Source organism: Pseudoalteromonas piscicida, assembly GCF_002208135.1.
GTDB lineage: Bacteria > Pseudomonadota > Gammaproteobacteria > Enterobacterales > Alteromonadaceae > Pseudoalteromonas > Pseudoalteromonas piscicida_A.
This window is the reverse complement of the sequence record NZ_CP021646.1, coordinates 1,129,672-1,152,312: the sequence shown is the minus strand read 5'-3', so window position 1 is coordinate 1,152,312 and position 22,641 is coordinate 1,129,672. Positions and strand designations below refer to the sequence as shown.

Annotated in this window: 21 protein-coding genes; 3 read left to right on the top strand and 18 right to left on the bottom strand. The window is 44.6% G+C overall.

Annotation, left to right across the window (positions count from 1 at the left end):
• Window positions 1-124: 124 nt before the first annotated feature.
• From rseP to rpsB, 8 genes are all read right to left on the bottom strand, one after another.
• The gene (rseP, locus tag B1L02_RS05525; protein WP_088530224.1) at window positions 125-1,477 is read right to left on the bottom strand and encodes a sigma E protease regulator RseP; all 1,353 of its coding nucleotides are present in this window, start codon (window positions 1,475-1,477) and stop codon (window positions 125-127) included.
• Between the two features lie 2 nt (window positions 1,478-1,479).
• Window positions 1,480-2,670 carry a 1-deoxy-D-xylulose-5-phosphate reductoisomerase gene (ispC, locus tag B1L02_RS05520; protein ID WP_088530223.1) on the bottom strand — a complete coding sequence of 397 codons (1,191 nt, stop codon included), beginning with the start codon at window positions 2,668-2,670 and terminating at the stop codon, window positions 1,480-1,482.
• A complete protein-coding gene (locus tag B1L02_RS05515) occupies window positions 2,667-3,533 on the bottom strand; it encodes a phosphatidate cytidylyltransferase (protein ID WP_017216091.1) in 867 nt (288 codons plus the stop codon). Before B1L02_RS05515 ends, ispC begins: the two co-directional genes overlap by 4 nt.
• A gap of 10 nt (window positions 3,534-3,543) precedes the next feature.
• Window positions 3,544-4,317, bottom strand: a complete 774-nt coding sequence (locus B1L02_RS05510; RefSeq protein ID WP_088530222.1) for an isoprenyl transferase — start codon at window positions 4,315-4,317, stop codon at window positions 3,544-3,546.
• A gap of 171 nt (window positions 4,318-4,488) precedes the next feature.
• The gene (gene frr, locus B1L02_RS05505; RefSeq protein ID WP_010371327.1) at window positions 4,489-5,046 is read right to left on the bottom strand and encodes a ribosome recycling factor; all 558 of its coding nucleotides are present in this window, start codon (window positions 5,044-5,046) and stop codon (window positions 4,489-4,491) included.
• A gap of 92 nt (window positions 5,047-5,138) precedes the next feature.
• Entirely contained in the window at window positions 5,139-5,876 is a 738-nt protein-coding gene (gene pyrH / locus B1L02_RS05500; RefSeq protein WP_010371324.1) for a UMP kinase, read from the bottom strand.
• A gap of 139 nt (window positions 5,877-6,015) precedes the next feature.
• A complete protein-coding gene (tsf, locus tag B1L02_RS05495; RefSeq protein ID WP_010371321.1) occupies window positions 6,016-6,867 on the bottom strand; it encodes a translation elongation factor Ts in 852 nt (283 codons plus the stop codon).
• A gap of 220 nt (window positions 6,868-7,087) precedes the next feature.
• Entirely contained in the window at window positions 7,088-7,816 is a 729-nt protein-coding gene (gene rpsB / locus B1L02_RS05490) for a 30S ribosomal protein S2 (RefSeq protein ID WP_010371318.1), read from the bottom strand.
• 279 nt (window positions 7,817-8,095) lie between these two features.
• Here rpsB and map point away from each other — a divergent pair, with 279 nt between their 5' ends.
• From map to dapD, 3 genes are all read left to right on the top strand, one after another.
• The gene (gene map, locus B1L02_RS05485) at window positions 8,096-8,887 is read left to right on the top strand and encodes a type I methionyl aminopeptidase (RefSeq protein WP_010606768.1); all 792 of its coding nucleotides are present in this window, start codon (window positions 8,096-8,098) and stop codon (window positions 8,885-8,887) included.
• A gap of 216 nt (window positions 8,888-9,103) precedes the next feature.
• Window positions 9,104-11,722 carry a [protein-PII] uridylyltransferase gene (gene glnD, locus B1L02_RS05480; RefSeq protein WP_088530221.1) on the top strand — a complete coding sequence of 873 codons (2,619 nt, stop codon included), beginning with the start codon at window positions 9,104-9,106 and terminating at the stop codon, window positions 11,720-11,722.
• A 10-nt stretch (window positions 11,723-11,732) separates the two neighbouring features.
• The gene (gene dapD / locus B1L02_RS05475; RefSeq protein WP_039497128.1) at window positions 11,733-12,560 is read left to right on the top strand and encodes a 2,3,4,5-tetrahydropyridine-2,6-dicarboxylate N-succinyltransferase; all 828 of its coding nucleotides are present in this window, start codon (window positions 11,733-11,735) and stop codon (window positions 12,558-12,560) included.
• Window positions 12,561-12,609: 49 nt separating this feature from the next.
• On the opposite strand, the gene B1L02_RS05470 is transcribed toward dapD, so the two are convergent.
• The 10 genes from B1L02_RS05470 to B1L02_RS05425 all read right to left on the bottom strand — a co-directional run bounded on the left by B1L02_RS05470 (window position 12,610) and on the right by B1L02_RS05425 (window position 22,640).
• A complete protein-coding gene (locus B1L02_RS05470) occupies window positions 12,610-14,664 on the bottom strand; it encodes a TonB-dependent receptor (protein WP_088530220.1) in 2,055 nt (684 codons plus the stop codon).
• A gap of 81 nt (window positions 14,665-14,745) precedes the next feature.
• Complete coding sequence (gene pdxJ / locus B1L02_RS05465; RefSeq protein ID WP_088530219.1) at window positions 14,746-15,480, bottom strand: pyridoxine 5'-phosphate synthase; 735 nt, start codon at window positions 15,478-15,480, stop codon at window positions 14,746-14,748.
• A gap of 85 nt (window positions 15,481-15,565) precedes the next feature.
• Window positions 15,566-16,258, bottom strand: a complete 693-nt coding sequence (recO, locus tag B1L02_RS05460) for a DNA repair protein RecO (RefSeq protein WP_017216096.1) — start codon at window positions 16,256-16,258, stop codon at window positions 15,566-15,568.
• The gene (gene era / locus B1L02_RS05455; RefSeq protein WP_088530218.1) at window positions 16,259-17,158 is read right to left on the bottom strand and encodes a GTPase Era; all 900 of its coding nucleotides are present in this window, start codon (window positions 17,156-17,158) and stop codon (window positions 16,259-16,261) included.
• Entirely contained in the window at window positions 17,148-17,825 is a 678-nt protein-coding gene (gene rnc / locus B1L02_RS05450) for a ribonuclease III (RefSeq protein ID WP_010371291.1), read from the bottom strand. Before rnc ends, era begins: the two co-directional genes overlap by 11 nt.
• A 2-nt stretch (window positions 17,826-17,827) precedes the next feature.
• Entirely contained in the window at window positions 17,828-18,763 is a 936-nt protein-coding gene (gene lepB / locus B1L02_RS05445; protein ID WP_088530217.1) for a signal peptidase I, read from the bottom strand.
• A gap of 12 nt (window positions 18,764-18,775) precedes the next feature.
• Window positions 18,776-20,563, bottom strand: coding sequence for a translation elongation factor 4 (gene lepA, locus B1L02_RS05440; RefSeq protein WP_017216097.1), 1,788 nt, complete (start codon window positions 20,561-20,563; stop codon window positions 18,776-18,778).
• A gap of 59 nt (window positions 20,564-20,622) precedes the next feature.
• Entirely contained in the window at window positions 20,623-21,081 is a 459-nt protein-coding gene (locus B1L02_RS05435; RefSeq protein WP_010606761.1) for a SoxR reducing system RseC family protein, read from the bottom strand.
• A complete protein-coding gene (locus B1L02_RS05430) occupies window positions 21,078-22,028 on the bottom strand; it encodes a MucB/RseB C-terminal domain-containing protein (protein ID WP_088530216.1) in 951 nt (316 codons plus the stop codon). The genes B1L02_RS05435 and B1L02_RS05430 overlap by 4 nt, the downstream gene beginning before the upstream one ends.
• Window positions 22,029-22,640: a sigma-E factor negative regulatory protein gene (locus B1L02_RS05425; protein ID WP_088530215.1), complete on the bottom strand. Its 612-nt coding sequence runs from the start codon at window positions 22,638-22,640 to the stop codon at window positions 22,029-22,031.
• Between the last annotated feature and the right edge of the window lies 1 nt (window position 22,641).

Here is a 22,641-nt window from a genome sequence, read left to right as displayed (position 1 = left end):
TAAGGCCCACTACATCACAACATTCAAACGTTACAGCTTTTGTAATATGTTATCCGTTGTATGCTTGAACAAAAATGCAAACATTTAAACTGCATATAATGTGCGCTTTCTAGCACCGCACGGCTTAAAGCCGAGAAACATCATTAAATAGTGCAAAAAACGTTAAGGCAAGAAGAAGCGCTGCTCCAATCTTAAACCCAAACTCTTGTGTCTTTTCAGAGACTGGTTTTCTGCGAATTAGTTCAATTAAGTAATACATTAAATGCCCACCATCTAAGACAGGGAGCGGTAATAAGTTAAAAACTCCTAAGTTCACGCTGATAAGCGCTAAGAAGCCTAAAAATGCAACTAACCCGTAACTAACACTATTTCCGGCACTCACCGCGATCCCCACGGGCCCGCTTAAGTTTTTTACCGAGACTTGGCCCGTGATTAAGTTGCCGATCATGTCGAAACTTAAGGCAATCAAGTCGTAAGTTTTACGAATGCCCAGCACCATACTATCTAGGATGCCGTATTGTCTAGTTTCAATATAACCATTTGGCCATTTTTCCATCACAGGCACGACGCCCAAGTAGCCTTGTACGACACCTTCTGGTGAAGTTTTTGCCTGTGGTGTTACTGTTAGAGTTTGTGGCTTGCCATCGCGTAAAATATCAATGCTTATGGCTTGATTTGCAGATTTTTGAACTCGGCTCACCAGCTGTTGCCAAGACGCCAATTTGTCGCCATTTATCGCAACTAGTGTATCTTGAACTTGTAAGCCACCTTTATCGGCAGCTGCACCTTCTTCGATATAACCGAGCTGCAGCGTCAGCGGCGGCCTATATGGCGTAATGCCGACTGATGTCAACGGCGCTTCATCTTGCTTTTCCAGTTTCCAATCGCTCAAACGTAGCGTGCGGATAGCCAAGCTACCTTTTTCATCTTGTACCTTGGCAACCAAGGATGGCTCACCTAAATGCGCCATCAATTCAAATGTGACGTCTTGCCATGAGTGCACTAATTCATCATTCAGTGCAATGATATGGTCGCCTGATTGAAATCCAGCATCCGCTGCGATACTGGTTGGTGTCACACCACCAACGACGGGTTTTGCTGATTGAACCCCTGCCATATACATTGCCGCTAATGCGACAATGGCAAACAAAAAGTTCGCAATGGGGCCTGCAGCTACCACAGCGATACGAGAAAGTACTGGCTTGTTATTGAAGGCAAGGTGGCGCTCTTGCTCTGGCACATCGTCAACCCGTTCGTCGAGCATTTTAACATAGCCACCAAGTGGGATTGCGGCGATAACGTATTCGGTTTGGTGTTTGTCATGCCACTTTACCAGAGGCTTACCAAAACCGATAGAAAAGCGTAAAACCTTAACTCCGGCTTTTCTGGCAACCCAAAAATGGCCATATTCATGAACGGTAACTAAAATCCCTAGAGCAAGAATAAATGAACCTAAGTGCCAGAAAAATTCAAACATGGTTACCTCAATGTGGCGATAATTTGCTGCGCTCGGTGGCGTGCCGTTCGGTCTGTTTCCATAATAGACTCAACGGATTCTAATACGCTTAGCGCACTTTGCTCAAGTGTTAAGGCGTTGACTCGATAGATATCACAAAACCCTATTTTCCCCTCTAAAAATGCCGCTACGGCAATTTCATTTGCCGCATTTACTGTTGTTGTTGCGGCCTGACCACTACGACAGGCGTCAATTGCTAATTTGAGGTTAGGATAACGGTTAAAATCAGGTTTGGTAAAAGTGAAATCGACAATCTGAGAAAAGTCTAATGGTTCAACGCCCGCGTCGATTCTTTCTGGGTAGGCAAGCCCATACGCAATCGGCGTTCGCATGTCTGGCTGCCCCATTTGTGCCAGCACTGAGCCGTCGCGATACTGCACCATAGAGTGGATCATACTTTGTGGGTGGATCACCACTTCAATATCGTCAGCTGAGCAGTTGAATAACCACTTAGCCTCAATAAACTCTAGCCCTTTATTCATCATAGTCGCAGAGTCGACAGAGATTTTTCTGCCCATGGACCAATTAGGATGCGCAACCGCTTCTTCGACTGTTACTGAAGCTAAGGTAGCCAATGAGCGCTGCAAGAAAGGTCCACCAGAACCGGTTAATAAAATCTTACTAACACCGCTGTGACTTAGGTTTGAAGATTGTCCCGTTTGAATGGTCGCTGGTAGGCACTGATAAATAGCATTATGTTCACTGTCGATAGGGAGTAAAGTCGCACCATGCGCTTTTACTTTATCCATAAACAGCTGGCCACTCATTACTAACGACTCTTTGTTCGCCAGCAGCACTTTTTTACCCGCTTCAACTGCCGCTAGTGTCGGTAACAACCCTGCTGCACCAACGATTGCGGACATCACGATATCCACACCCACATGGCGAGCCATCTCAGCCATTGCTTCAACGCCATGGAGTACTTCGGTGGTAATGCCCCTCAAACGTTGAGAAAGTTGCCGAGCTGCGTGCTCAGAGCTCATAACCGCGTATTTAGGCTGATGACGTAAACAAAGCTCAGCCATCTTTTCCGCGTTTTGACCTGCGACTAAGGCAAATACACGATATTGTTCTTTATTGCGGCTGACAACATCTAAGGTTGATAGTCCAATAGAGCCTGTAGCTCCCAGTACTACCAAGTTTTGCTCGCTCATAACACAACCGTCCAAGCGTAGCAAAAAGCAAAAATGGGTGCTGCAGCCGTTAAGCTATCAATGCGATCTAGGATACCGCCGTGACCTGGCAAACAACGGCCTGAATCTTTAAGACCTACTTCGCGCTTAAACATACTTTCAAGCAAATCACCAACAGCAGAAAATAGCGCGATAATAATGGTCATTGCAGCATAAATTGGCCACATATTGAGGTCAATCGCGGCGAAGTGACAAAACACTAACACAAAAACAACCGCGGTGATCACGCCACCGACTAGACCTTCAATCGTTTTATTAGGGCTCACTTTAGGCATGAGCTTATGCTTGCCTAAATTCTTTCCTGCGAAGTAAGCGCCAATGTCCGCGCTCCACACTATCCCCAATACCACCATGATAAGGACTGAGCCTATGTGTTCACCATCTTCGTATCCGGCGCTACGCATCACGTTTAACGCAAGCCACAGCGGTACTAGCGTCAGTACACCGGCGATGGAGCGCATCATGATCCCTTCATTCCAAGCCCGAGCTGCTCGTGGGTATTTAACCACTAAGAAAGTGGCAACCAACCACCACGCAAAAGCGAGCGTAAATACATAATTAGCATCAGCGACTAAGCGCCCTTGCTGCCATAAATCCTGTATCGGCCAATGGGTGTTAAGCAATAGAATTAACACCGCCATGACGCCAACGAAAGTAAAACGCTGACGCTTTTGACACAGGCCTGCAAGCGCCGACCACTCCCATGCACCAAGCAAAACGATTAGTGCGGCAATAGTACTGAACATTGCCAGCGGTGTATAAAACACCAAAAGTAGAGCCAGAGGTGCAAGCACCGCTGACGTTAGAATACGTTGTTTTAACAAATTTGAACCCTTAACTTGTTGCGTCTTTCTCTGCGAGGAGCTGCTTTATCTGCTCTCCTGTGCATCCGAAGCGTCGCTCTCTAGACACGTAACAAGCAATGGCTTCAGAGAATGCTTGCTCGTCAAAATCAGGCCAAAGCGTGTCGGTAAAATAGAGTTCGGCATACGCAGCTTGCCACAGCAAGAAGTTACTGATGCGGAAGTCGCCTCCCGTTCTGATCAGCAAGTCGAGATTCGCTTGATCGGCCATCGTCATCTGCTCTGTCAAGGCATCTTCGGTTATATCACTTGGTTGCAATTCACCCGCTGCAACTTGTTTTGCGAGGTGTTGTGCTGCCTGTGTGATATCCCAACGCCCACCGTAATTTGCTGCAATGTTTAAGTTAAGCCCTGTATTGTCCTGGGTCAATGTTTGGGCTTCATGAACACGCTTTTGGAGGTTGTCAGGAAAACGAGAAAGATCGCCAATAATGGTTAGCTTTACGTTGTTCTTATGTAATTTTTTAACTTCTTTAGACAACACATAAATAAATAATTCCATTAACGTGCTGACTTCATCTTCTGGCCTACGCCAGTTTTCACTACTAAAGGCAAATAGCGTCAGAGACTCTATACCTAACTTGGAACAGAATTGTACAGCACTACGAACCGAATCTACGCCCTTCTTATGTCCGAAGGCGCGAGGACGCCTGCGAGCTTGAGCCCAACGACCGTTGCCATCCATTATTATCGCAACATGTTTTGGCAATGATTGCTGCGAAATAACCTCTGCTTTTAAAACCATAATTCCAATTTAAGTGAAAAAAAACGCCGCCTAGTATACCCTAGGCGGCGCTTCAAACCTAATAAATTTGTCATTGTACCCAGCCAAAAAAACGCTAACTGCTCAGAAACAAAGCAGAATTTTCTGCAATACGTAAACAGTGCGTAAATATAAACGCTAGGATAAAGACATCTAGATTTCCATCAACTCAGCTTCTTTCGCGCTTAGTTGTGTATCCATTTCTTTGATGAACTTGTCAGTCAATTTTTGGATATCATCTTCCGCTTGACGCGCTTCGTCTTCTGAGATTTCTTTGTCTTTTAGCAATGATTTAATATCACCATTTGCATCACGACGAATGTTACGCACTGCAACACGACCGCCCTCAACCTCTCCACGTACGATCTTGATTAGATCTTTACGACGCTCTTCAGTTAGCGGAGGAAGTGGAACACGGATCACGGTACCCGCTGACATTGGGTTTAAACCTAAGTCAGAAGACATGATTGCCTTTTCTACCGCTTGTGCAAGCGATTTGTCGAATACGCTAATAGCCAGTGTACGAGAATCTTCCGTCGTTACGTTTGCTACTTGGTTTAGCGGTGTATCTGCACCGTAGTAAGAAACAGAAATACCATCTAGTAGCGCAGGGTGCGCACGACCTGTGCGGATTTTAGAAAGCTGGCTTCCAAGTGCCGCCACACTTTTTTTCATGCGCTCTTGAGCGTCTTTTTTAATATCTTCGATCACAATACTTTCCTAGTCTGTTCTTGTTATGCCAGATTATACTCGCAATTTAGAGATTCGCTACTTAACTACGAGTTGCTGAAATAGTCGTCAGATTATTCTGCTGCTTGAGAAGAGATAAGGGTACCTTCCTCTTCACCCATGATGACATTTTTCAATGCACCCGGTTTATTCATGTTGAATACGCTGATTGGCATATTGTGGTCACGTGCCAATGTAAATGCAGCTAAATCCATCACTTTCAATTCTTTGTCGATAACTTCGTTGTAAGTCAACGTGCGGTATAGCGTAGCATCTGGGTTTTTCACCGGATCGTCACTAAATACCCCTTCAACCTTAGTGGCTTTAATCACGGTATCCGCTTCAATCTCGATACCGCGCAAACATGCTGCTGAGTCCGTGGTAAAGAATGGGTTGCCCGTACCTGCAGAGAAAATAACAACACGGCCAGATTTTAATAGGCTAATTGCTTCCGCCCAATTGTACGCATCACACACGCCATTTAGCGGGATAGCAGACATTAAACGTGCGTTTACAAAAGCACGGTGCAGCGCATCACGCATCGCAAGGCCATTCATGACGGTCGCTAGCATGCCCATGTGGTCGCCCACAACGCGATTCATGCCCGCTTCTGCAAGTGAACCACCACGTAAGAAGTTACCGCCACCGATAACCAAACCCACTTCTACGTCGAGCTCTACTAACTCTTTGATTTCTTGTGCCATACGATCCAATACTTTTGGATCGATACCAAAGCCTTCATCTCCCATTAAAGCTTCACCACTAAGCTTTAAAAGAACGCGTCTAAAAACAGGTTTTTTATTGATAGTCATAATATCCGGGCCAATTAAAAGTGAGGTAAAAAATAACCGCGCTTATGCTAGACATAAATGCGCGGTTATTTTAGAGAATTTTCAGCAATGACGCAAAGCTAATGTCAGCTTTTACATCATTAGGCATCACAATAAGTGATTACTGGCCTTTTGCTGCAGCGATTTGTGCTGCAACTTCTGCTGCGAAGTCTTCTTCTTTCTTCTCGATACCTTCACCTACTTCTAGGCGAACGAATGAAGAAACAGATGCATTCTTCTCTTTAAGGTAGTCACCCACTGATTTCTTAGGTTCCATGATGAAAGCTTGACCAGTAAGAGAGATCTCACCAGTGAACTTCTTCATACGACCAACAACCATCTTCTCAGCGATTTCAGCTGGCTTACCTTCGTTCATTGCGATTTCAACTTGAACCGCTTTTTCTTTTTCAACTACTTCAGCAGGTACGTCTTCTGGGTTTAGGTAGTCTGGCTTAGAAGCAGCAACGTGCATTGCAACGTGCTTAAGTGTTTCTTCGTCAGCATCACCAGCTACAACAACACCGATACGCTCGCCGTGACGGTAAGCAACTAGCTTGTCACCTTGGATGTAAGAAACACGACGGATGTTCATGTTCTCACCGATTTTAGCTACTAGTGCAACACGAGTCTCTTCAAACTTAGCTTGTAAGTCTTCGATAGTGAGTTGCTCAGCTACAGCTGCGTCAGCAATTTCGTTAGCAAATGCAAGGAAGCTTGCATCTTTTGCTACGAAGTCAGTTTGACAGTTAACTTCTACTAGTGCAGCAAAACCTTCGCCTTGCTTGATGATGATTGTACCTTCAGCAGCGATGTTGCCTGCTTTTTTAGCAGCTTTAGCAGCACCACTTTTACGCATGTTTTCGATTGCTTGATCGATATCACCACCAGTTTCTGTCAGTGCTTTTTTACAATCCATCATGCCAGCGCCAGTGCGCTCACGAAGTTCTTTTACTAGGGCAGCAGTTACAGCCATTAGAATATCCTCAAATCTGAATTCAGTTCTTGATAAAACCAACCTTAGGTTGGCTGAATATCAAATCAAGTACAGCTCGCCTCAATTTGATAAAAATCCGTTATCTTTCAAGGTCTGCTTGGCAAACAACGGGATAAGCAGTTAATCGCTTATAAAGAATATCAAGTCTTCACCAATAATTTGATGAAGACTTGATGACAGCTAATACCTAATCAGGTAATTACTCAGCTTCAACGAAGTCGTCGTTTTCTGCTTGAGCAACGATGTTGCTTTCACGACCTTCAGTGATAGCAGTCGCTACTGCACCAGTGTATAGCTGGATTGCACGGATAGCGTCGTCGTTACCTGGGATGATGAAATCAACACCATCTGGGTTTGAGTTAGTATCAACAACAGATACTACTGGGATACCTAGGTTGTTAGCTTCACGGATAGCGATGTGCTCGTGGTCAGCGTCGATAACGAAGATAGCGTCAGGAAGACCGCCCATATCTTTGATACCGCCAAGGCCTTTTTCAAGCTTTTGCATTTCACGAGTAAGCATTAGCGCTTCTTTCTTAGTAAGCTTCTCGAAAGTACCGTCTTGGCTTTGAGTCTCAAGCTCTTTAAGACGCTTGATTGATTGACGAACTGTTTTCCAGTTAGTCAACATACCACCTAACCAACGGTGATTTACGTAGAACTGCTCACTTTGGATAGCCGCTTCTTTAACTGCTTCGCTTGCAGCGCGCTTAGTACCTACGAAAAGGATTTTGCCTTTGTTAGATGCTACGTTCTGTAAGAACTTAAGTGCATCGTTGAACATTGGAACAGTTTTTTCTAGGTTGATGATATGAACGCGGTTACGTGCACCGAAGATGAACGGCTTCATCTTAGGGTTCCAGTAACGTGCTTGGTGACCGAAGTGAACACCAGCTTGAAGCATATCGCGCATTGAAACGTTTGCCATTGTATTTTTCCTCTAAAAGTTAGGGTTAGGCCTCCACATATCCCATAGCACCAACACGAAGTTTTTATAACTGCATGCACCCAAGTGTATGTGTCGATATGTGTGTGTGTTAATATTAATAAGTGTGTTGTCTTAACTACAGACATTCAATCTCATCGTGTGAGGAAGAATTATTTGTAAAAAGACGGCGCGCTTTATACCATATATAAAGAATTAACTCAATCTTATGCGTAAAATTTGTGCATAATAAATGTTCATCTAAATTGACTTGGAGTCTAAATGAGTGCAGTGATCAAAACCCCTGAAGAAATCGAAAAAATGCGTGTTGCCGGGCGTTTAGCCGCGGAAGTACTGGAAATGATCGAGCCGTATGTTAAGCCAGGGGTGACCACCGACGAATTAAACACCATTTGTCACAACTACATTGTTGATGAGCAAGGTGCCATTCCTGCACCGCTAAATTATCACGGCTTTCCGAAGTCTATTTGTACCTCAGTTAACCACGTGATCTGTCACGGTATCCCGAACGATAAACCGCTAAAAGAAGGCGACATTATCAATATCGACATCACCGTGATCAAAGATGGTTATCATGGCGATACGTCAAAAATGTTTTATGTCGGTACACCAACTATCCAAGGTAAGCGCTTAAGCGAAATCACGCAAGAGAGCCTATACCTTGCGATAAAAATGGTAAAACCAGGCGTGCGTTTGGGTGATATTGGCGCTGCAATTCAAAAGTATGCAGAAGGCTTTAACTACTCTATCGTACGTGAATATTGTGGTCACGGCATTGGTAAAGAATTCCATGAAGAGCCACAAGTAATGCACTACGGCAAACCGGGCACCGGCGAAGTACTTAAAGCTGGTATGTGTTTAACTATCGAGCCTATGGTTAACGCGGGTAAGCGCCAATGTAAGCTACTAAAAGATGATTGGACTGTAGTCACCAAAGACCGTAGCCTTTCGGCACAATGGGAACACACGCTGCTTGTCACAGACAATGGCGTTGAGATCTTAACGCTACGCAATGATGAAACGATAGATCGCGTTATTACGCATTCAGCTTAATTACCAAAGAATTTGTCAAAGCCAGCTACAGCGCTGGCTTTTTATTGTAAAACTCACGCCACAACCGTTACAGTGCCTCTTGTTTTTAGATATCCGTTACACGTAGGGATTAGTTGTCCAATCCTTGACCCTTCGCCTTTCCGTCACTCGCAATTCTTATTTATTTAGTGTAAAACAGGACTCTACTGTTTTTGCGCGCATGACACAGGATCCTAAGTGGCATTACCGAACAAAGTGAAGACGCTTCTTGATGAAGCACAAGAACTTACCGATTACCGTGATTGTCTTGCTTTTTTCTACAAATGGTTAAGCAATCAATTTGCCAAGCAACCCGTTAGAAATCTAATTAACTCTCGCGCCGAATTTATCGACCGATTGTTGATTAAACTGTTTAATGAAACTGGACTGGCGCATCAACCAGACTTGTCGTTAATCGCCATTGGTGGTTATGGCCGTGGTGAGTTGCACCCGTTCTCTGATATCGATTTTTTGGTGCTGACCAAATCTGCCCCCTGTGAAGAGGTGACCAGCTGTTTAGAGCGTTTTGTCACTTATCTATGGGATTTAGGTCTAGACATTGGCCATAGCGTAAGAACCCATGAACAAGTCTTAGAACAAAAACAAGAAGACGTTCACTTTGCCACTAGCCTGCTGGAAAGCCGCCTCATTTGTGGTAACCATATTGAATATGAACGCCTCAAACGACATATTGTCGAAACCCCAATTTGGCAATCTAGTGACTTTTTTATCGCCAAGGTCAATGAGCAAAATATTCGCCATAAAAAATGCCATGGTACCGCATACAACCTTGAGCCTAACATTAAAGAAAATCCTGGTGGCCTTCGCGATCTGCAAACCATTTTTTGGGTCGCTAAAAAGCACTTCCGCGCTGAAACTTTGGAAGAGTTAATCAATCACGGTTATTTGACCCATGAAGAATATCAAGAGCTGTTAGAGTGCATCGAAAACCTGTGGAACATTCGCTTTGCGCTGCACTTAGCCGCTGGCCGCAGTGAGAACCGTTTACTGTTTGACCATCAACCACATGCTGCAGAGCTCCTCGGTTTCGGCTCTGAAGGTAAAGCCTCAGTTGAGCGCATGATGAAACGCTTATTTAGGATCATGAGCCGAGTGCGCGAAATGAACCAAATGCTGCTTTCCTATTTCGAACAAAGTATTCTTCCTGAGCAGTTGGAACAAGAGGCCGTGCCACTCGACAGGAACTTTGAGCGTATTGGCAACAAAATTCGCGTTAAAAACCCTTCAGTATTTTTCCGTCGAGAGAATTTGTTTGTCCTTTTTGAACACATTGCAGACAACCCTAAAATCAATCAGATTGACCCAAGTACCATCCGTACTATGCGTCAAGTCAGACGTCGTTTATTGGGCGATTTGCAAGATTACGCAGGCTGTCGTGACGCTTTTTTAAGGCTATTGAAACACCCAAATGGCATGGGGCGAGCATTTACTCTCATGCACAAACACGGGATCATTGCGGCCTATTTACCGCAGTGGCGTAATATTTTTGGTCAAATGCAGTTCGACCTATTTCACGCCTACACAGTGGATGAGCATACCCATAAGCTCATCAATAATATCTACCGGTATTTCGATAAAGAGCATATTAGCGAGTTCCCGATTTGTTCTGAGATTGTCGCCCGTATGGACAAGCCTGAGTTGCTTTACTTAGCCGGGATCTTTCACGATATTGCCAAAGGTCGAGGTGGCGACCATTCCGAGCTTGGCGCAGTCGATGCCATGGCATTTACCAAAATGCACGGCTTTACGCCGTCGGATGCAAAGCTTGTCGCGTGGCTGGTACAAAATCATCTACTGATGTCTGTCACTGCCCAGCGTAAAGATATTAACGACCCAGATGTTATTGCTGAATTTGCACAAAAAGTGAAAAATGAACGTCAGCTAGATTATCTCTACTGTTTAACGGTCGCCGACATTCGTGCAACCAACGACAACCTCTGGAACGATTGGAAAAATACCCTCTTACGTGAGCTGTATTTACATACCCAACGAGCACTACGATTGGGTCTTGAAAACCCGATGGATATGCGCGATCAGATCCGTGACAAGAAACGCCAAGCCAAGCAACGTCTGCTTAATCTGGGCTACTTTGAAGAATACATTGACCTTATTTGGTCACGCTTTAAGGCGAACTATTTTACTGCATTTAGCGAACAGCAAATCTCTTGGCATACTGAACATTTATTAAAATCTGATGATTTAAGTCAGCCAAGCGTGATCGTTTCTGACAAGCCCATGCATGGCGGAACACAAGTATTCGTATATAGTCCTTATGAGTCGGCGTTGTTTGCCAAACTGGTCAGTGTGATTGGTTCTAAAAAAGCACAGATCCAGCATGCTCAGGTCATGACTACCAAAGATGGCTATGTTGTCTTTAGCTTTGTTATTTTAGAAGTGAATGGCGACCCACTCAGTACCGGCCGCGCCGCGGGGATCAGAAGAGGCTTAGAGACGCTCTTAAAAGATCCAAAAAAGAAAATCAGAGTCAAAAAGAACCGCTCACAGAAGTTTAAAGATTTTAATATTAGGCCAAAAATTATCTTGCGCCCTCATGCTAGAGCAAACCGTAGTCTTATTGAAATACAAGCCATTGATATTCCTGGATTACTGACTAAAATTGCTGAGGTATTTCAGGCCTATTCACTACATATTCATGCCGCGCGCATTACAACCGTCGGCGAACGCGCAGAAGACTTTTTCGTCGTCTCGAACAAAGATTACAAGGCACTAGATGAAGTACAAAAAGCTGAGCTTCATCGTGCCCTACTCAAAAAATTAAATGCTGAAACAGATTAACGAGGAATTTATGTCTGATTTAAAAACGACTATTGAAACCGCGTGGGAAAACCGCGATACCATCACTCCAACAACGGTATCAGACGAAGTAAAACAGGCGATTGTCAACGCACTAGAAATGCTAGATTCAGGTGCAGCACGTGTTGCTGAAAAAATTAGTGGTGAGTGGGTTGTACATCAATGGTTGAAAAAGGCGGTACTCCTGTCTTTTAGAATTCGTGACAACCAACCAATGAGCGATGGCGTTAACCAGTTTTACGACAAAGTACCATTAAAATTCTCAGACTACACGCCAGAGCAGTTCCAACAAGGTGGTATGCGCGTAGTACCAAACGCGGTAGCACGTCAAGGCAGCTTTGTCGGTAAAAACGTGGTACTTATGCCGTCCTACGTCAATATTGGTGCATATGTTGATGAAGGCACTATGGTTGATACTTGGGCAACCGTAGGCTCGTGTGCACAGATCGGTAAAAACGTACACCTATCTGGCGGTGTGGGCATTGGTGGCGTATTAGAGCCGCTACAAGCCAATCCAACGATTATTGAAGATAACTGTTTCATCGGCGCACGTTCTGAAATCGTAGAAGGTGTGATTGTTGAAGAAGGTGCGGTTATCTCCATGGGTGTCTATATTTCACAAAGTACTCGTATTTACGACCGTGAAACAGGCGAAACCCATTATGGTCGCGTACCAGCCGGTGCGGTGGTAGTACCTGGATCACTACCAAGCAAAGATGGCTCCCATAGCCTATACGCAGCAATTATTGTGAAAAAAGTAGATCAGCAAACCCGCGAAAAAGTAGGGATCAATGCACTACTTCGCTCACTAGACGACTAAATATCACAATGGTTTCAAAAAGGGAGCTTTCTGCTCCCTTTTTCATGTATTACCAGCGGTAGTCCATTGACACTAGAATGTTTCTTGGTCTTCCAGGAAAGTACCTTTCACCACTAAACGAAGTGTAATCGGCACGCTCAGCGTAACGTTCGTCGCTTAGATTTTTCACTCTCATCGTCAGCGCCAAATGCGGATTTACCTGCCATTTTCCTCGTAAGCTCAGCAAGTCGTGACCAGAATAACGATGAAGATTTTCGGGGTCAGTAAAATACTCTCCTACATGATGCCAAGCTAAAGACCAACTGAGATTGTCCAGTACTTGCCAGTGCAATTGGGCGTTAATGATGCTCCTTGGTGCTGAATCTAGATCGTTGCCATTAATATTGATGCCCCCAAGAATATTATCTTGTTCATAAGTATGCTTAGCACGCGTTGCGGCGAGATCTAGTTGCCAATGTGCTGAGAATGAATAACTCAGCTCCAACTCCACACCTCGGTGTCTTGAGCGACCATCGTTGATATAGAAAAAGTCACTATCTCGGAAGATCAAATTTTCTTTTTCCATGTCATAAATCGCGACCTGATAGTCAAGGCTATCTGCACTCCCCTTTAGGCCAAGCTCGATATTGTCCGCCTTTTCTTCTTCTAGCGATGCTTTTAGCTGCTCTCGCTGCAATTGGTAAAGCTCAGCAGCTTGTGGTGCGCGATAGCCTTTGGACACGTTAGCATAGGCAATATGCAGTTCAGTAAACGCGTAGCTTAAACCAAATTTTGGTGAAAAATAAGTAAAGCTATCTTTGCCACTGGCTGGGCGACTATAACGACACCCGCCCATTGCACACTCCGAGCCATCTTCTTTGGTGCGCCCAATAGGCAAAAAGTTGCGATAATCGTATTTCATTGACTCAAAACGACCGCCCAGTTCAACTAACCAGTTACCCTGTCGCCAACTGAGATTTGCAAAAGGCGCGAGTTGCCTTGCATCTACTTCATAGTCGTAGTGTTTTCCTGTGGGGATAGTTGAGCGCAAAAATACAGAGCCTTCAGTCGGCGTAGGCTGATACTGCAACATCTCGCCTTGGGTATATTCCGCATCCATTCCCCAATCTAATTGTATTGAGTCACTTAGTTCAGTGTGTATAAGCGTTTGCAGCCCTACGCCAGTTTGACCATTTTCTTCAAACGGCTTACCCGGCAAGAAATGCTTAACAAACTCCATCTCTTGCCAACGTACATAAGGTTTTATTAGCACGGTGTTGCTATCATCAAAGTGCCCGGTTATTTCTGTCCAAGCTCTCAATGACTCTGCCTTTCTAAATGCTTCAGGGTTTTCGTTTTGCTTTGCCAATTGCTTATTTTTATAGCTATCCACTCCTGTTATATAACCCGCAGTTTGCTGATCTAAGTGGGTGTATGTCATCCCAGATACGACACCAATCTTCTTACCTTCATATTGGTGTTTGACGCTCAACTTTTGTTGCTCGACGCTTTCATCGTCACGATAACCCGTATCTTTTGTAAGGGTTAACGCGGCGCCCAAGCCAAGGGCTTTGTCGCCAGCTTGCATCCGAGTTCGGCTATAACCATAGGAGCCGATATCTAGTGCGATCCTAGGTGTCTTTTGAATGCTGTTTGAAGTAATCACATTGACCACTCCATGCACCGCATTAGAGCCATACAACACGCTATTAGGCCCTTTTAGCACTTCAATACGCTCTGCCGCTTCAAAGTGCGACTCAAAGAGTTCATTGATATTACAAAAGCCAGCGGCTCTGAGTGCAATACCATCTTCAGCCATTAAAATGCCGCCACATGCGCCTGCACCAGAGAGCACTTGAGAACGCAATGCAGGTAGATACTCTTGACCATTACCATGTTGTATATTTGCACCAGCAACAAGCCTCAACGCTTTTTCGATATGCGTGACGCCGATGTCATCTAACTGAGCTTCTGTGAGCAAAGCGAGGCTTACAGGGCGCTCTCCTACCGTCTCAGCTAACCTGGATGCCGTAGTAGTGATGATTTCAAATTCATTGTTCTCTGTCGCTTCGCTAAGTTGTGGTGCAAGGGCACAACTTGCAAAGACCAACACCATTTCTTTCATTTTGATACCAATTGTATTAACCTGATTACAAGGCAAAAAGAAAGGGCTACACAGCCCTTTCGTTTTCTTTACCGCTTAGCGTTATGCCTGTCTTGCCTCTAACATCAAACGCTTCATATCTCGTACTGCCTTTTCCAGTCCATCAATTGCCGCTCGAGCGACAATGGCATGACCAATGTTAAGCTCGTAGATTTCTGGCATTTGTGCAATCGGTTTAACGTTATGGTAATGCAAACCATGCCCAGCGTTGACGATAAGACCTAGGCCATGAGCATACTGAACGCCTTCACGAATGCGTTCAAGCTCAGCGCTCATTTCGGTGTCGTTCTCAGCATCAGCATAAGCACCAGTGTGGATCTCAATATAAGGCGCACCGCTTTGCTTTGCAGCATCTAGCTGCTTTTTATCCGCGTCGATAAACAAGCTTACTTTGATACCTGCATCAGCTAGACGCTGAGTTGCCGCTGTGATCCTATCTAGATTACCCGCCACGTCTAAGCCACCTTCCGTGGTTAATTCTTCGCGTTTTTCTGGCACTAAGCAAACATATTCAGGTTTTACTTCGCAAGCGATGTCGAGCATTTCGTCAGTTACGGCGATTTCTAGATTCATACGTGTTTGGATGGTTTTTGCCATCACGTAAACATCGCGATCTTGAATGTGGCGACGATCTTCGCGTAGGTGAATAGTAATGCCGTCGGCACCTGCGTGCTCAGCTACGGCAGCGGCATGTGCTGGATCAGGATAGCTAGTGCCACGCGCCTGACGAAGTGTTGCAATATGATCTACGTTAACGCCGAGTAAAATATCTTTCATCGTTTATCCCTTGATAATATGACGTAGCAAGTGAATTACCCACTTATTACTGCGATACCGATTTATATCTTTGATTAAATTGGTATTATTTCTTTGAAATAAATAGCTCTCTACTTTTCAGCCCTTGCTTACCAACCAGCGGTGCCATTAATTTTCGTGTTAATAGCTTAGCCGCCCTTCTCACGGCAAGGTCTTGGAAATCTTGATTGGCAATGGCTAGTAACATACTGCCCGGTATCGTATCAGGTTCACGACCGACTGCAATAAAACCATACTCAGATACGTACTTATACGCGGCTTTTGGCCGCACTGGATTACCTTCTGCGTCAAACTCCAGTTCCACACCAAACCCAAGTTCACCCAATAATTGCAACTCAAAGCTGCGTAAGATAGGTTCGACATCTTCATCTTGGGCCAAACGCATTAAATGTAACTGATAGAGCGCAAAGATCTGCTCTAGCGGTTCGTTGGTGGGTACCACGCGTTGTGTTAGCTCATTGAGATACAAGCCACAATATAACTGCCGCCCAACGAGTTGGATTTGGTTGTCTGTGGGTTCAAAACGGTTTACGTATTTAAAATCGTATCTGCCTGCATATTGCAGTAAAAGTAATGAAAATGGCCGCAACTGGGCATTATGTTTGAGGGATTGCTTGCCCTTTACTCGGGCAAGCATTTTGAGTTGTCCAACGCCTTCGACTAGTACGTCAAGCAGTACCTGAGAATCGCTGTAAGGTCTGCGATGTAACAGATAGGCCTGTCGAAAGTCGCTATCCAATCAGTCTTCTCCGTACCCTAAGCTACGAAGAGCACGTTCGTCGTCTGCCCAGCCAGATTTCACTTTAACCCAGCATTCGAGATAGACTTTGTTGTCTAGCATGTTTTCAAGATCTTTACGCGCTTCGCGACCGATCACTTTGAGCTTTTCGCCTTTGTTGCCGATCACCATGCGTTTTTGCGATTCGCGCTCAACAAGGATCAACGCGTTTATCTGCCAAACGCCGTTGTCTTGCCACTTAAACTGTTCGATCTCAACCGTCACCGAGTACGGTAGCTCATCGCCCATAAAGCGCATCAGCTTTTCACGCACGATCTCTGCCGCCATAAAACGCATTGAGCGATCGGTAACATAATCTTCAGGGAAATAGAATTCACACGCAGGTAAACGCTTGTGCACTTCTTCTCTGATCATATCAACGTTCTTACCTTGCTTCGCAGAGATAGGTACGATCCCGATAAAATCACCCTGTTCACTCAACCACTGAATATGTGGCATCAACAAGTCTTTATCTTTTACCTGATCGGTTTTATTCATCACCACCAAGATGGGACGGCCGCTGTCTTTAACTTTAGCCAGTACCATTTCGTCATCAGGCGTCCAATGCGTTCCTTCTACAACGAAAATAACCAGTTCAACATCGCCGATTGAGCTTGATGCTGCTCGGTTCATTAAGCGGTTAATTGCACGCTTTTCTTCAATATGAAGTCCTGGCGTATCAACGTACACCGCTTGATGATTACCCTCTGTATGGATCCCCATGATGCGGTGACGAGTCGTTTGTGGTTTACGCGAGGTAATACTTACCTTTTGCTCAACCAGTTTATTTAATAATGTCGATTTACCTACGTTAGGTCTACCGACAATGGCAATCATGCCGCAATGTGTATCAAGCGTCATTCTTTAATATCTTAAGCGCTTTTTCGGCAGCTTTTTGCTCAGCTTTGCGTCGCGAGCTGCCTACTGAAATTATACTTTCCATCCCTTCCACTATACATTCGACCGTGAATGTTTGGTTGTGAGCTTGCCCTTTGGTATCTATTACAGTGTAGCCCGGCAAAGGTAATTTTCGAGCTTGTAGATACTCCTGCAGCAGTGTCTTCGGGTCTTTTTGGTTATGACCAGGTGAAATCGCAGTTAAGCGTGATTCGTACCAGCTTAGTACCAAATCTCTACACACATCGATGTCAGAGTCTAAGAAGACTGCACCAATAATGGCTTCTACTGCATCTGCGAGCGTCGACTCACGGCGAAAACCGCCACTCTTCAGCTCACCTGGACCTAAGCGCAGATAATCACCTAGCGCGAATTCCACACCGAATTCCGCCAGCGTTTGACCACGCACTAACGTTGAACGCATGCGGCTTAAATCACCTTCACGCGCTTTTGGAAACTTGTGATACAAGGCATTTGCAATCACAAAGCTTAAAATAGAGTCGCCCAAAAATTCGAGACGCTCGTTGTGCTGGCCTTTGTGACTGCGATGCGTCAAAGCCTGCTCAAGCAGCGCCTTATCAGAGAAGTTGTACCCTATTTTATTATAAAGTTCTTCTACGTTTCTTTTCATTGTTACTGAATACTACCTAGGCGTTCAAAACGAACACCAGTTGGAACCCACCCTGGCAAAATGCTGTCTGGGCCATTATCAAAATCAAAACTCAACCAAATAAATACTGCTCTTCCAACCAGATTTTCATCAGGTACAAAACCCCACATACGGCTGTCTTGGCTGTTATTACGGTTATCACCCATCGCAAAATAACTTCCTTCTGGTACTACCCACTCATCGCGGCGAGTACCCGGTTGTTGATAGTAGCGATCTGTTAATTCTAACACTTCAGGATTAATTAAAATATCATGTTCTACGTTTGGCAAATGCTCTGTTAGACGCACTAACTGCATCGGACCTTGCGTAAATTCGTCACGGTTTACAATGTCTACATCAATCTTGTTATATTCGCCACACGTCAATCCGTTTGCTTCGCTCTGCCCGTCTTCACACTTAGGTTTGATGTAAAGCTGACGATTACGATAAACAATGTGATCGCCTGGTAAACCAACGATACGTTTGATGAAATCAATACGCTCGTCTAGCGGAAACTTAAACACAGCAATATCACCGCGCTCAGGCGTGCCCGTTTCAACGATTTTGCTGCGCCACACAGGGTCTTTAATCCCGTATGCATATTTTTCCACTAGGATAAAATCACCATCCAATAAGGTTGGCATCATGGAGCCAGATGGAATTTGAAACGGTTCAAAAATAAACGAGCGGAAAATCGTGATTGCGGCAATCATTGGAAAAATAGATTTCGCATTTTCAACGATGGCAGGTTCAGGGGCTATTTCCGCAATGATGTCGGCATCCAACTGAGCGTCAGATGCACCTTGCGCAATAGCAAGCCTAGCTTGTCTTTTTGGTGCATACACCAAATGATCGATCAACCAAATAAGGCCTGAACCGACCGTGAGTAGCACCAATAAAATTGAAAAATAACCTGCCATTTGTATTTCCTGTTACTTACCTACTTTCAATATTGCTAAGAATGCGTCTTGTGGCACTTCAACGTTACCAAGTTGCTTCATACGCTTCTTACCTTCTTTTTGCTTTTGCAGTAGCTTTTTCTTACGGCTCACGTCACCACCATAACATTTTGCGATTACGTTTTTACGTAACTGCTTAACTGTACTACGCGCAATAACGTGATTACCAATTGCAGCTTGAATAGCAATATCAAACATTTGGCGAGGGATCAATTCTCTCAGCGCTTCAGCTAACTGACGACCACGCGTTTGTGAACCATCGCGGTGAACAATTATTGCAAGCGCATCAACACGGTCGCCATTGATTAGAATATCCACTCGTACCATGTCTGACGCTTCAAAACGTTTGAAGTTGTAATCAAGTGATGCAAAACCACGGCTGGTCGACTTCAACTTATCAAAGAAGTCCATTACCACTTCTGACATCGGCAGTTCATAGGTTAACGCAACTTGCTTACCGTGATAGGTCATCTTGGTTTGCATACCACGCTTTTCAACACACAGCGTGATAACGTTTCCTAAATATTCTTGCGGAACGAGAATATTCGCTTCAACAATTGGTTCACGAATTTCAATAATGTCGTTTACTGGCGGTAAATCCGATGGATTATCGATTTTCACCACACCGTGCTTAGTTTCTACTTCATAGATTACCGTTGGTGCCGTGGTAATAAGATCCATATCGTATTCACGTTCAAGGCGCTCTTGAATAATCTCCATGTGGAGCATACCAAGGAAGCCACAACGGAAACCAAAACCCAGTGCCGTCGAGTTTTCAGGCTCGAAGAATAGTGATGCATCGTTTAAGCTCAGTTTATTAAGCGCATCGCGGAAGTTTTCGTAATCATCAGATGAAATTGGGAACATCCCCGCGTATACCTGAGGCTTTACCTTTTGGAAACCAGGCAAACGGTCTGTTGCAGAATCACGCGCCATGGTAATGGTATCACCAACTGGTGCACCATGGATGTCTTTGATACCTGCGATAACAAACCCTACTTCACCCGTTCTCAACACACCAGTATTGGTTTGTTTCGGTGTAAAAATACCAACTTTGTCTACTTGGTGAGCTTGCTCTGTAGACATGATCTTGATCTTTTCGCCCGCTCTTAATTCACCGTTTTTAATACGCACCAATGAAACTACGCCTTGGTACGGGTCAAACCATGAATCGATAATCAGTGCCTGTAATGGCGCATTTGGCTCACCTTCTGGCGGCGGAATATCACGTACGATCACTTCGAGCACTTCATCAATGCCGATCCCCGTTTTCGCACTACAACGCACCGCTTCTAATGCTTCAATACCGACGATATCTTCAATTTCTTCAGCTACGCGAAGTGGATCAGCCTGTGGTAAGTCAATTTTGTTCAGAACGGGAATAACTTCCAAGTCCATCTCTAGTGCGGTGTAACAGTTCGCTAGTGTTTGTGCTTCTACACCTTGACCCGCGTCAACAACCAATAGCGCACCTTCACAAGCGGCTAGAGAGCGCGAAACTTCATAAGTGAAGTCAACGTGTCCCGGCGTATCGATAAAGTTTAGCTGGTAGGTTTCGCCATCTTTTGCTTGATAGTTAAGCGTTACACTCTGTGCTTTGATGGTAATGCCGCGCTCACGTTCGATGTCCATCGAATCCAGTACCTGCTGCTGCATTTCGCGGTCTGTTAAACCTCCACAAACTTGGATTAAGCGGTCTGATAGCGTCGATTTTCCATGGTCAATGTGGGCAATAATAGAAAAGTTACGGATATGCTTCATATACTGGATTCAATACTTCTGTTAGTCACAAATAGAGATTAAGGCCTCGATTTTACATTTTATTTAGTACAATCACCATCTATTTGCGTTATTGGTAGGCTAATTGGGTAAATTTTTATCACTTTTACCTGATGTTTGAGTTTATCCCCTTGGACTCTGGCGAAAAATAAACCGAGTGCAGCACTCGTAAATGCAATAAGTATCTGCAAAGGTTCATTAAGACCAAGTACGAGGGCTGCGATAAACATGCCGGCAAAAGCAAAAAGCAATGGCATCATGTAAACATAAAACGCATGCTTCACCACATTAGAGTCGTCTAATGCCAACTTAATTTTTTGGCCAATTTCGACAGACTCCGTCAAATCTACAGGGAATTGTTTTTTGTGGGTGCCAAAGAGTTTGGCGAATACTTGGGAGCCGCATTTGCCGTTACAGCCTTCACAAGCGGGTTTTGGCTGTGCTTCTAAATAGACAGTTGCGCCTTTGATGGCGGCAACTGTCAGAGTTTGTTCTATCATAAAGGTCTTTTCACAGACTCAGCGATTGCTTTTGCGGTCAATGCTGGAATATTTCCAACCACAGATACATCAAACGCACCGGTGTTATGTACGTAAACCGTCGTTGCACCTGACGAAAGCGCTCCACTTGGGCGCTGCCCCGGTAAAGGACGTTGTACAAATACCGAAATATCGACAAGACCGTCAGAAAACAAGTAGTAGTCTGCTAGCTCATTGTTTAAATCTAACTTATGTCTGTCAGATTTTAGCAGCTCAAAGCCCTGAGGTAACCAACCAATTTGCCAATTGTTTTTTGTGCCATTCTCAAGTGTCTTCAACAACCCAGATACGGCTTCAGGAAACTGCTTTTGTGAAAGTTCTAACAATTGCTCGGCTGGGGTTTCAGTCACGCTGATATGGGTAAGCTGAAGTTGTTCTAACAATTCGCCTTGTTGGTTTACGTAAGCAGATTTTAGCAACAGAGATGACTCGGTATCGATCCACAACCAATAGTTGTATTTAGCGTCGTCCTTTGCTTCTAATCTGACAAGCTGAGCAGGTCTGTCAACAATCCGACCTTTACCACCTAAGACAAAATCATAGCTTTCTTTGAGGCTGTCGATATTTTTGAACAAAACTTCGGGAATAGGACCTGCTATCGAATCTGTTTGGATGGTGTAAGGCTCAGACTTAGGTTCAAAATAAGTCACTTTGTCACCAATGCGGATCATTTCAAGTCCAGCACCATTGAGTAAACTTAAAAGCTCAAATTCAGTCCCATCTTGGTTACCATGAAGCCAGCGGTAAGGCTCCATAGATTTTCCTTTCACCACGACAAACGATGCATCAAAGTTTCTATGATGCACCGCTTCGGCCATGTCTTTTAGCAGTTGTTTGGCTGATACGCTTTCATTTGCCCACAGCCAACTAGAGAAAAATACACTTACTACAACTAACAGTGCTCTCATTTATTGCTCTTTTTCCTCTTGCTTTTCAGCGGTGTTGTTTTCACCTGATTGCTGCAGTGCATACGCCATGCGTGACTGTCTTTGGTGCTCTAGCACCAATGCACCAATACGTTGCTGCTGTAACTCTCTAATGCCTTTAGCCGCTGATTCAAGCGCAGGCTCAGTTGATAAGCTCACAGGAGAAACACCTCCAGCAAAAGGAGTAGATTGCAACTGTAAGGTATCGCCCGCAGGTATTGTCGCGTCTGTACTTAACGTGTTAACACCAAGTATAGCAAATAAAGACACGCTTGCCGCGATAGCCACTTGTGCAAACGGCTTACGCCATGCACTTAACTCAATCACATTGCGCTTCGGCGTCGTTTCTAGCACTTGCTCAACGGTAGGCTCGCTATACGTCTGCTCTTGTTCAAGTGCCGCTGCAAAGCTGCTGGTGATGTCAATGCAAGGTGTGTCTTGCTTTTGACTACGCATTACATCACCAATCAAGGCATACCGAGCAAACTTTTGTTCGTCTAACCGAACATCAGTTTCAGCGTTGAGTGACAGATCACCGTCAAAAATTTGCGATGTCGTTAAATCTTCTGTCACTTGTTTTTCAGCTTGTGCCATA

What these genes read in the sequence shown, in the direction of transcription:
- pdxJ (WP_088530219.1), bottom strand. Translation starts at nt 15,480, where the DNA reads ATGAAAGATATTTTACTCGGCGTTAACGTAGATCATATTGCAACACTT.
- tsf (WP_010371321.1), bottom strand. Translation starts at nt 6,867, where the DNA reads ATGGCTGTAACTGCTGCCCTAGTAAAAGAACTTCGTGAGCGCACTGGC.
- era (WP_088530218.1), bottom strand. Translation starts at nt 17,158, where the DNA reads ATGACGCTTGATACACATTGCGGCATGATTGCCATTGTCGGTAGACCT.
- B1L02_RS05430 (WP_088530216.1), bottom strand. Translation starts at nt 22,028, where the DNA reads ATGAGAGCACTGTTAGTTGTAGTAAGTGTATTTTTCTCTAGTTGGCTG.
- rpsB (WP_010371318.1), bottom strand. Translation starts at nt 7,816, where the DNA reads ATGGCAAACGTTTCAATGCGCGATATGCTTCAAGCTGGTGTTCACTTC.
- pyrH (WP_010371324.1), bottom strand. Translation starts at nt 5,876, where the DNA reads ATGACTATCAATAAAAAACCTGTTTTTAGACGCGTTCTTTTAAAGCTT.
- rnc (WP_010371291.1), bottom strand. Translation starts at nt 17,825, where the DNA reads ATGAAAAGAAACGTAGAAGAACTTTATAATAAAATAGGGTACAACTTC.
- B1L02_RS05435 (WP_010606761.1), bottom strand. Translation starts at nt 21,081, where the DNA reads ATGATAGAACAAACTCTGACAGTTGCCGCCATCAAAGGCGCAACTGTC.
- B1L02_RS05510 (WP_088530222.1), bottom strand. Translation starts at nt 4,317, where the DNA reads ATGGTTTTAAAAGCAGAGGTTATTTCGCAGCAATCATTGCCAAAACAT.
- dapD (WP_039497128.1), top strand. Translation starts at nt 11,733, where the DNA reads ATGTCTGATTTAAAAACGACTATTGAAACCGCGTGGGAAAACCGCGAT.
- map (WP_010606768.1), top strand. Translation starts at nt 8,096, where the DNA reads ATGAGTGCAGTGATCAAAACCCCTGAAGAAATCGAAAAAATGCGTGTT.
- lepA (WP_017216097.1), bottom strand. Translation starts at nt 20,563, where the DNA reads ATGAAGCATATCCGTAACTTTTCTATTATTGCCCACATTGACCATGGA.
- B1L02_RS05470 (WP_088530220.1), bottom strand. Translation starts at nt 14,664, where the DNA reads ATGAAAGAAATGGTGTTGGTCTTTGCAAGTTGTGCCCTTGCACCACAA.
- lepB (WP_088530217.1), bottom strand. Translation starts at nt 18,763, where the DNA reads ATGGCAGGTTATTTTTCAATTTTATTGGTGCTACTCACGGTCGGTTCA.
- B1L02_RS05425 (WP_088530215.1), bottom strand. Translation starts at nt 22,640, where the DNA reads ATGGCACAAGCTGAAAAACAAGTGACAGAAGATTTAACGACATCGCAA.
- ispC (WP_088530223.1), bottom strand. Translation starts at nt 2,670, where the DNA reads ATGAGCGAGCAAAACTTGGTAGTACTGGGAGCTACAGGCTCTATTGGA.
- rseP (WP_088530224.1), bottom strand. Translation starts at nt 1,477, where the DNA reads ATGTTTGAATTTTTCTGGCACTTAGGTTCATTTATTCTTGCTCTAGGG.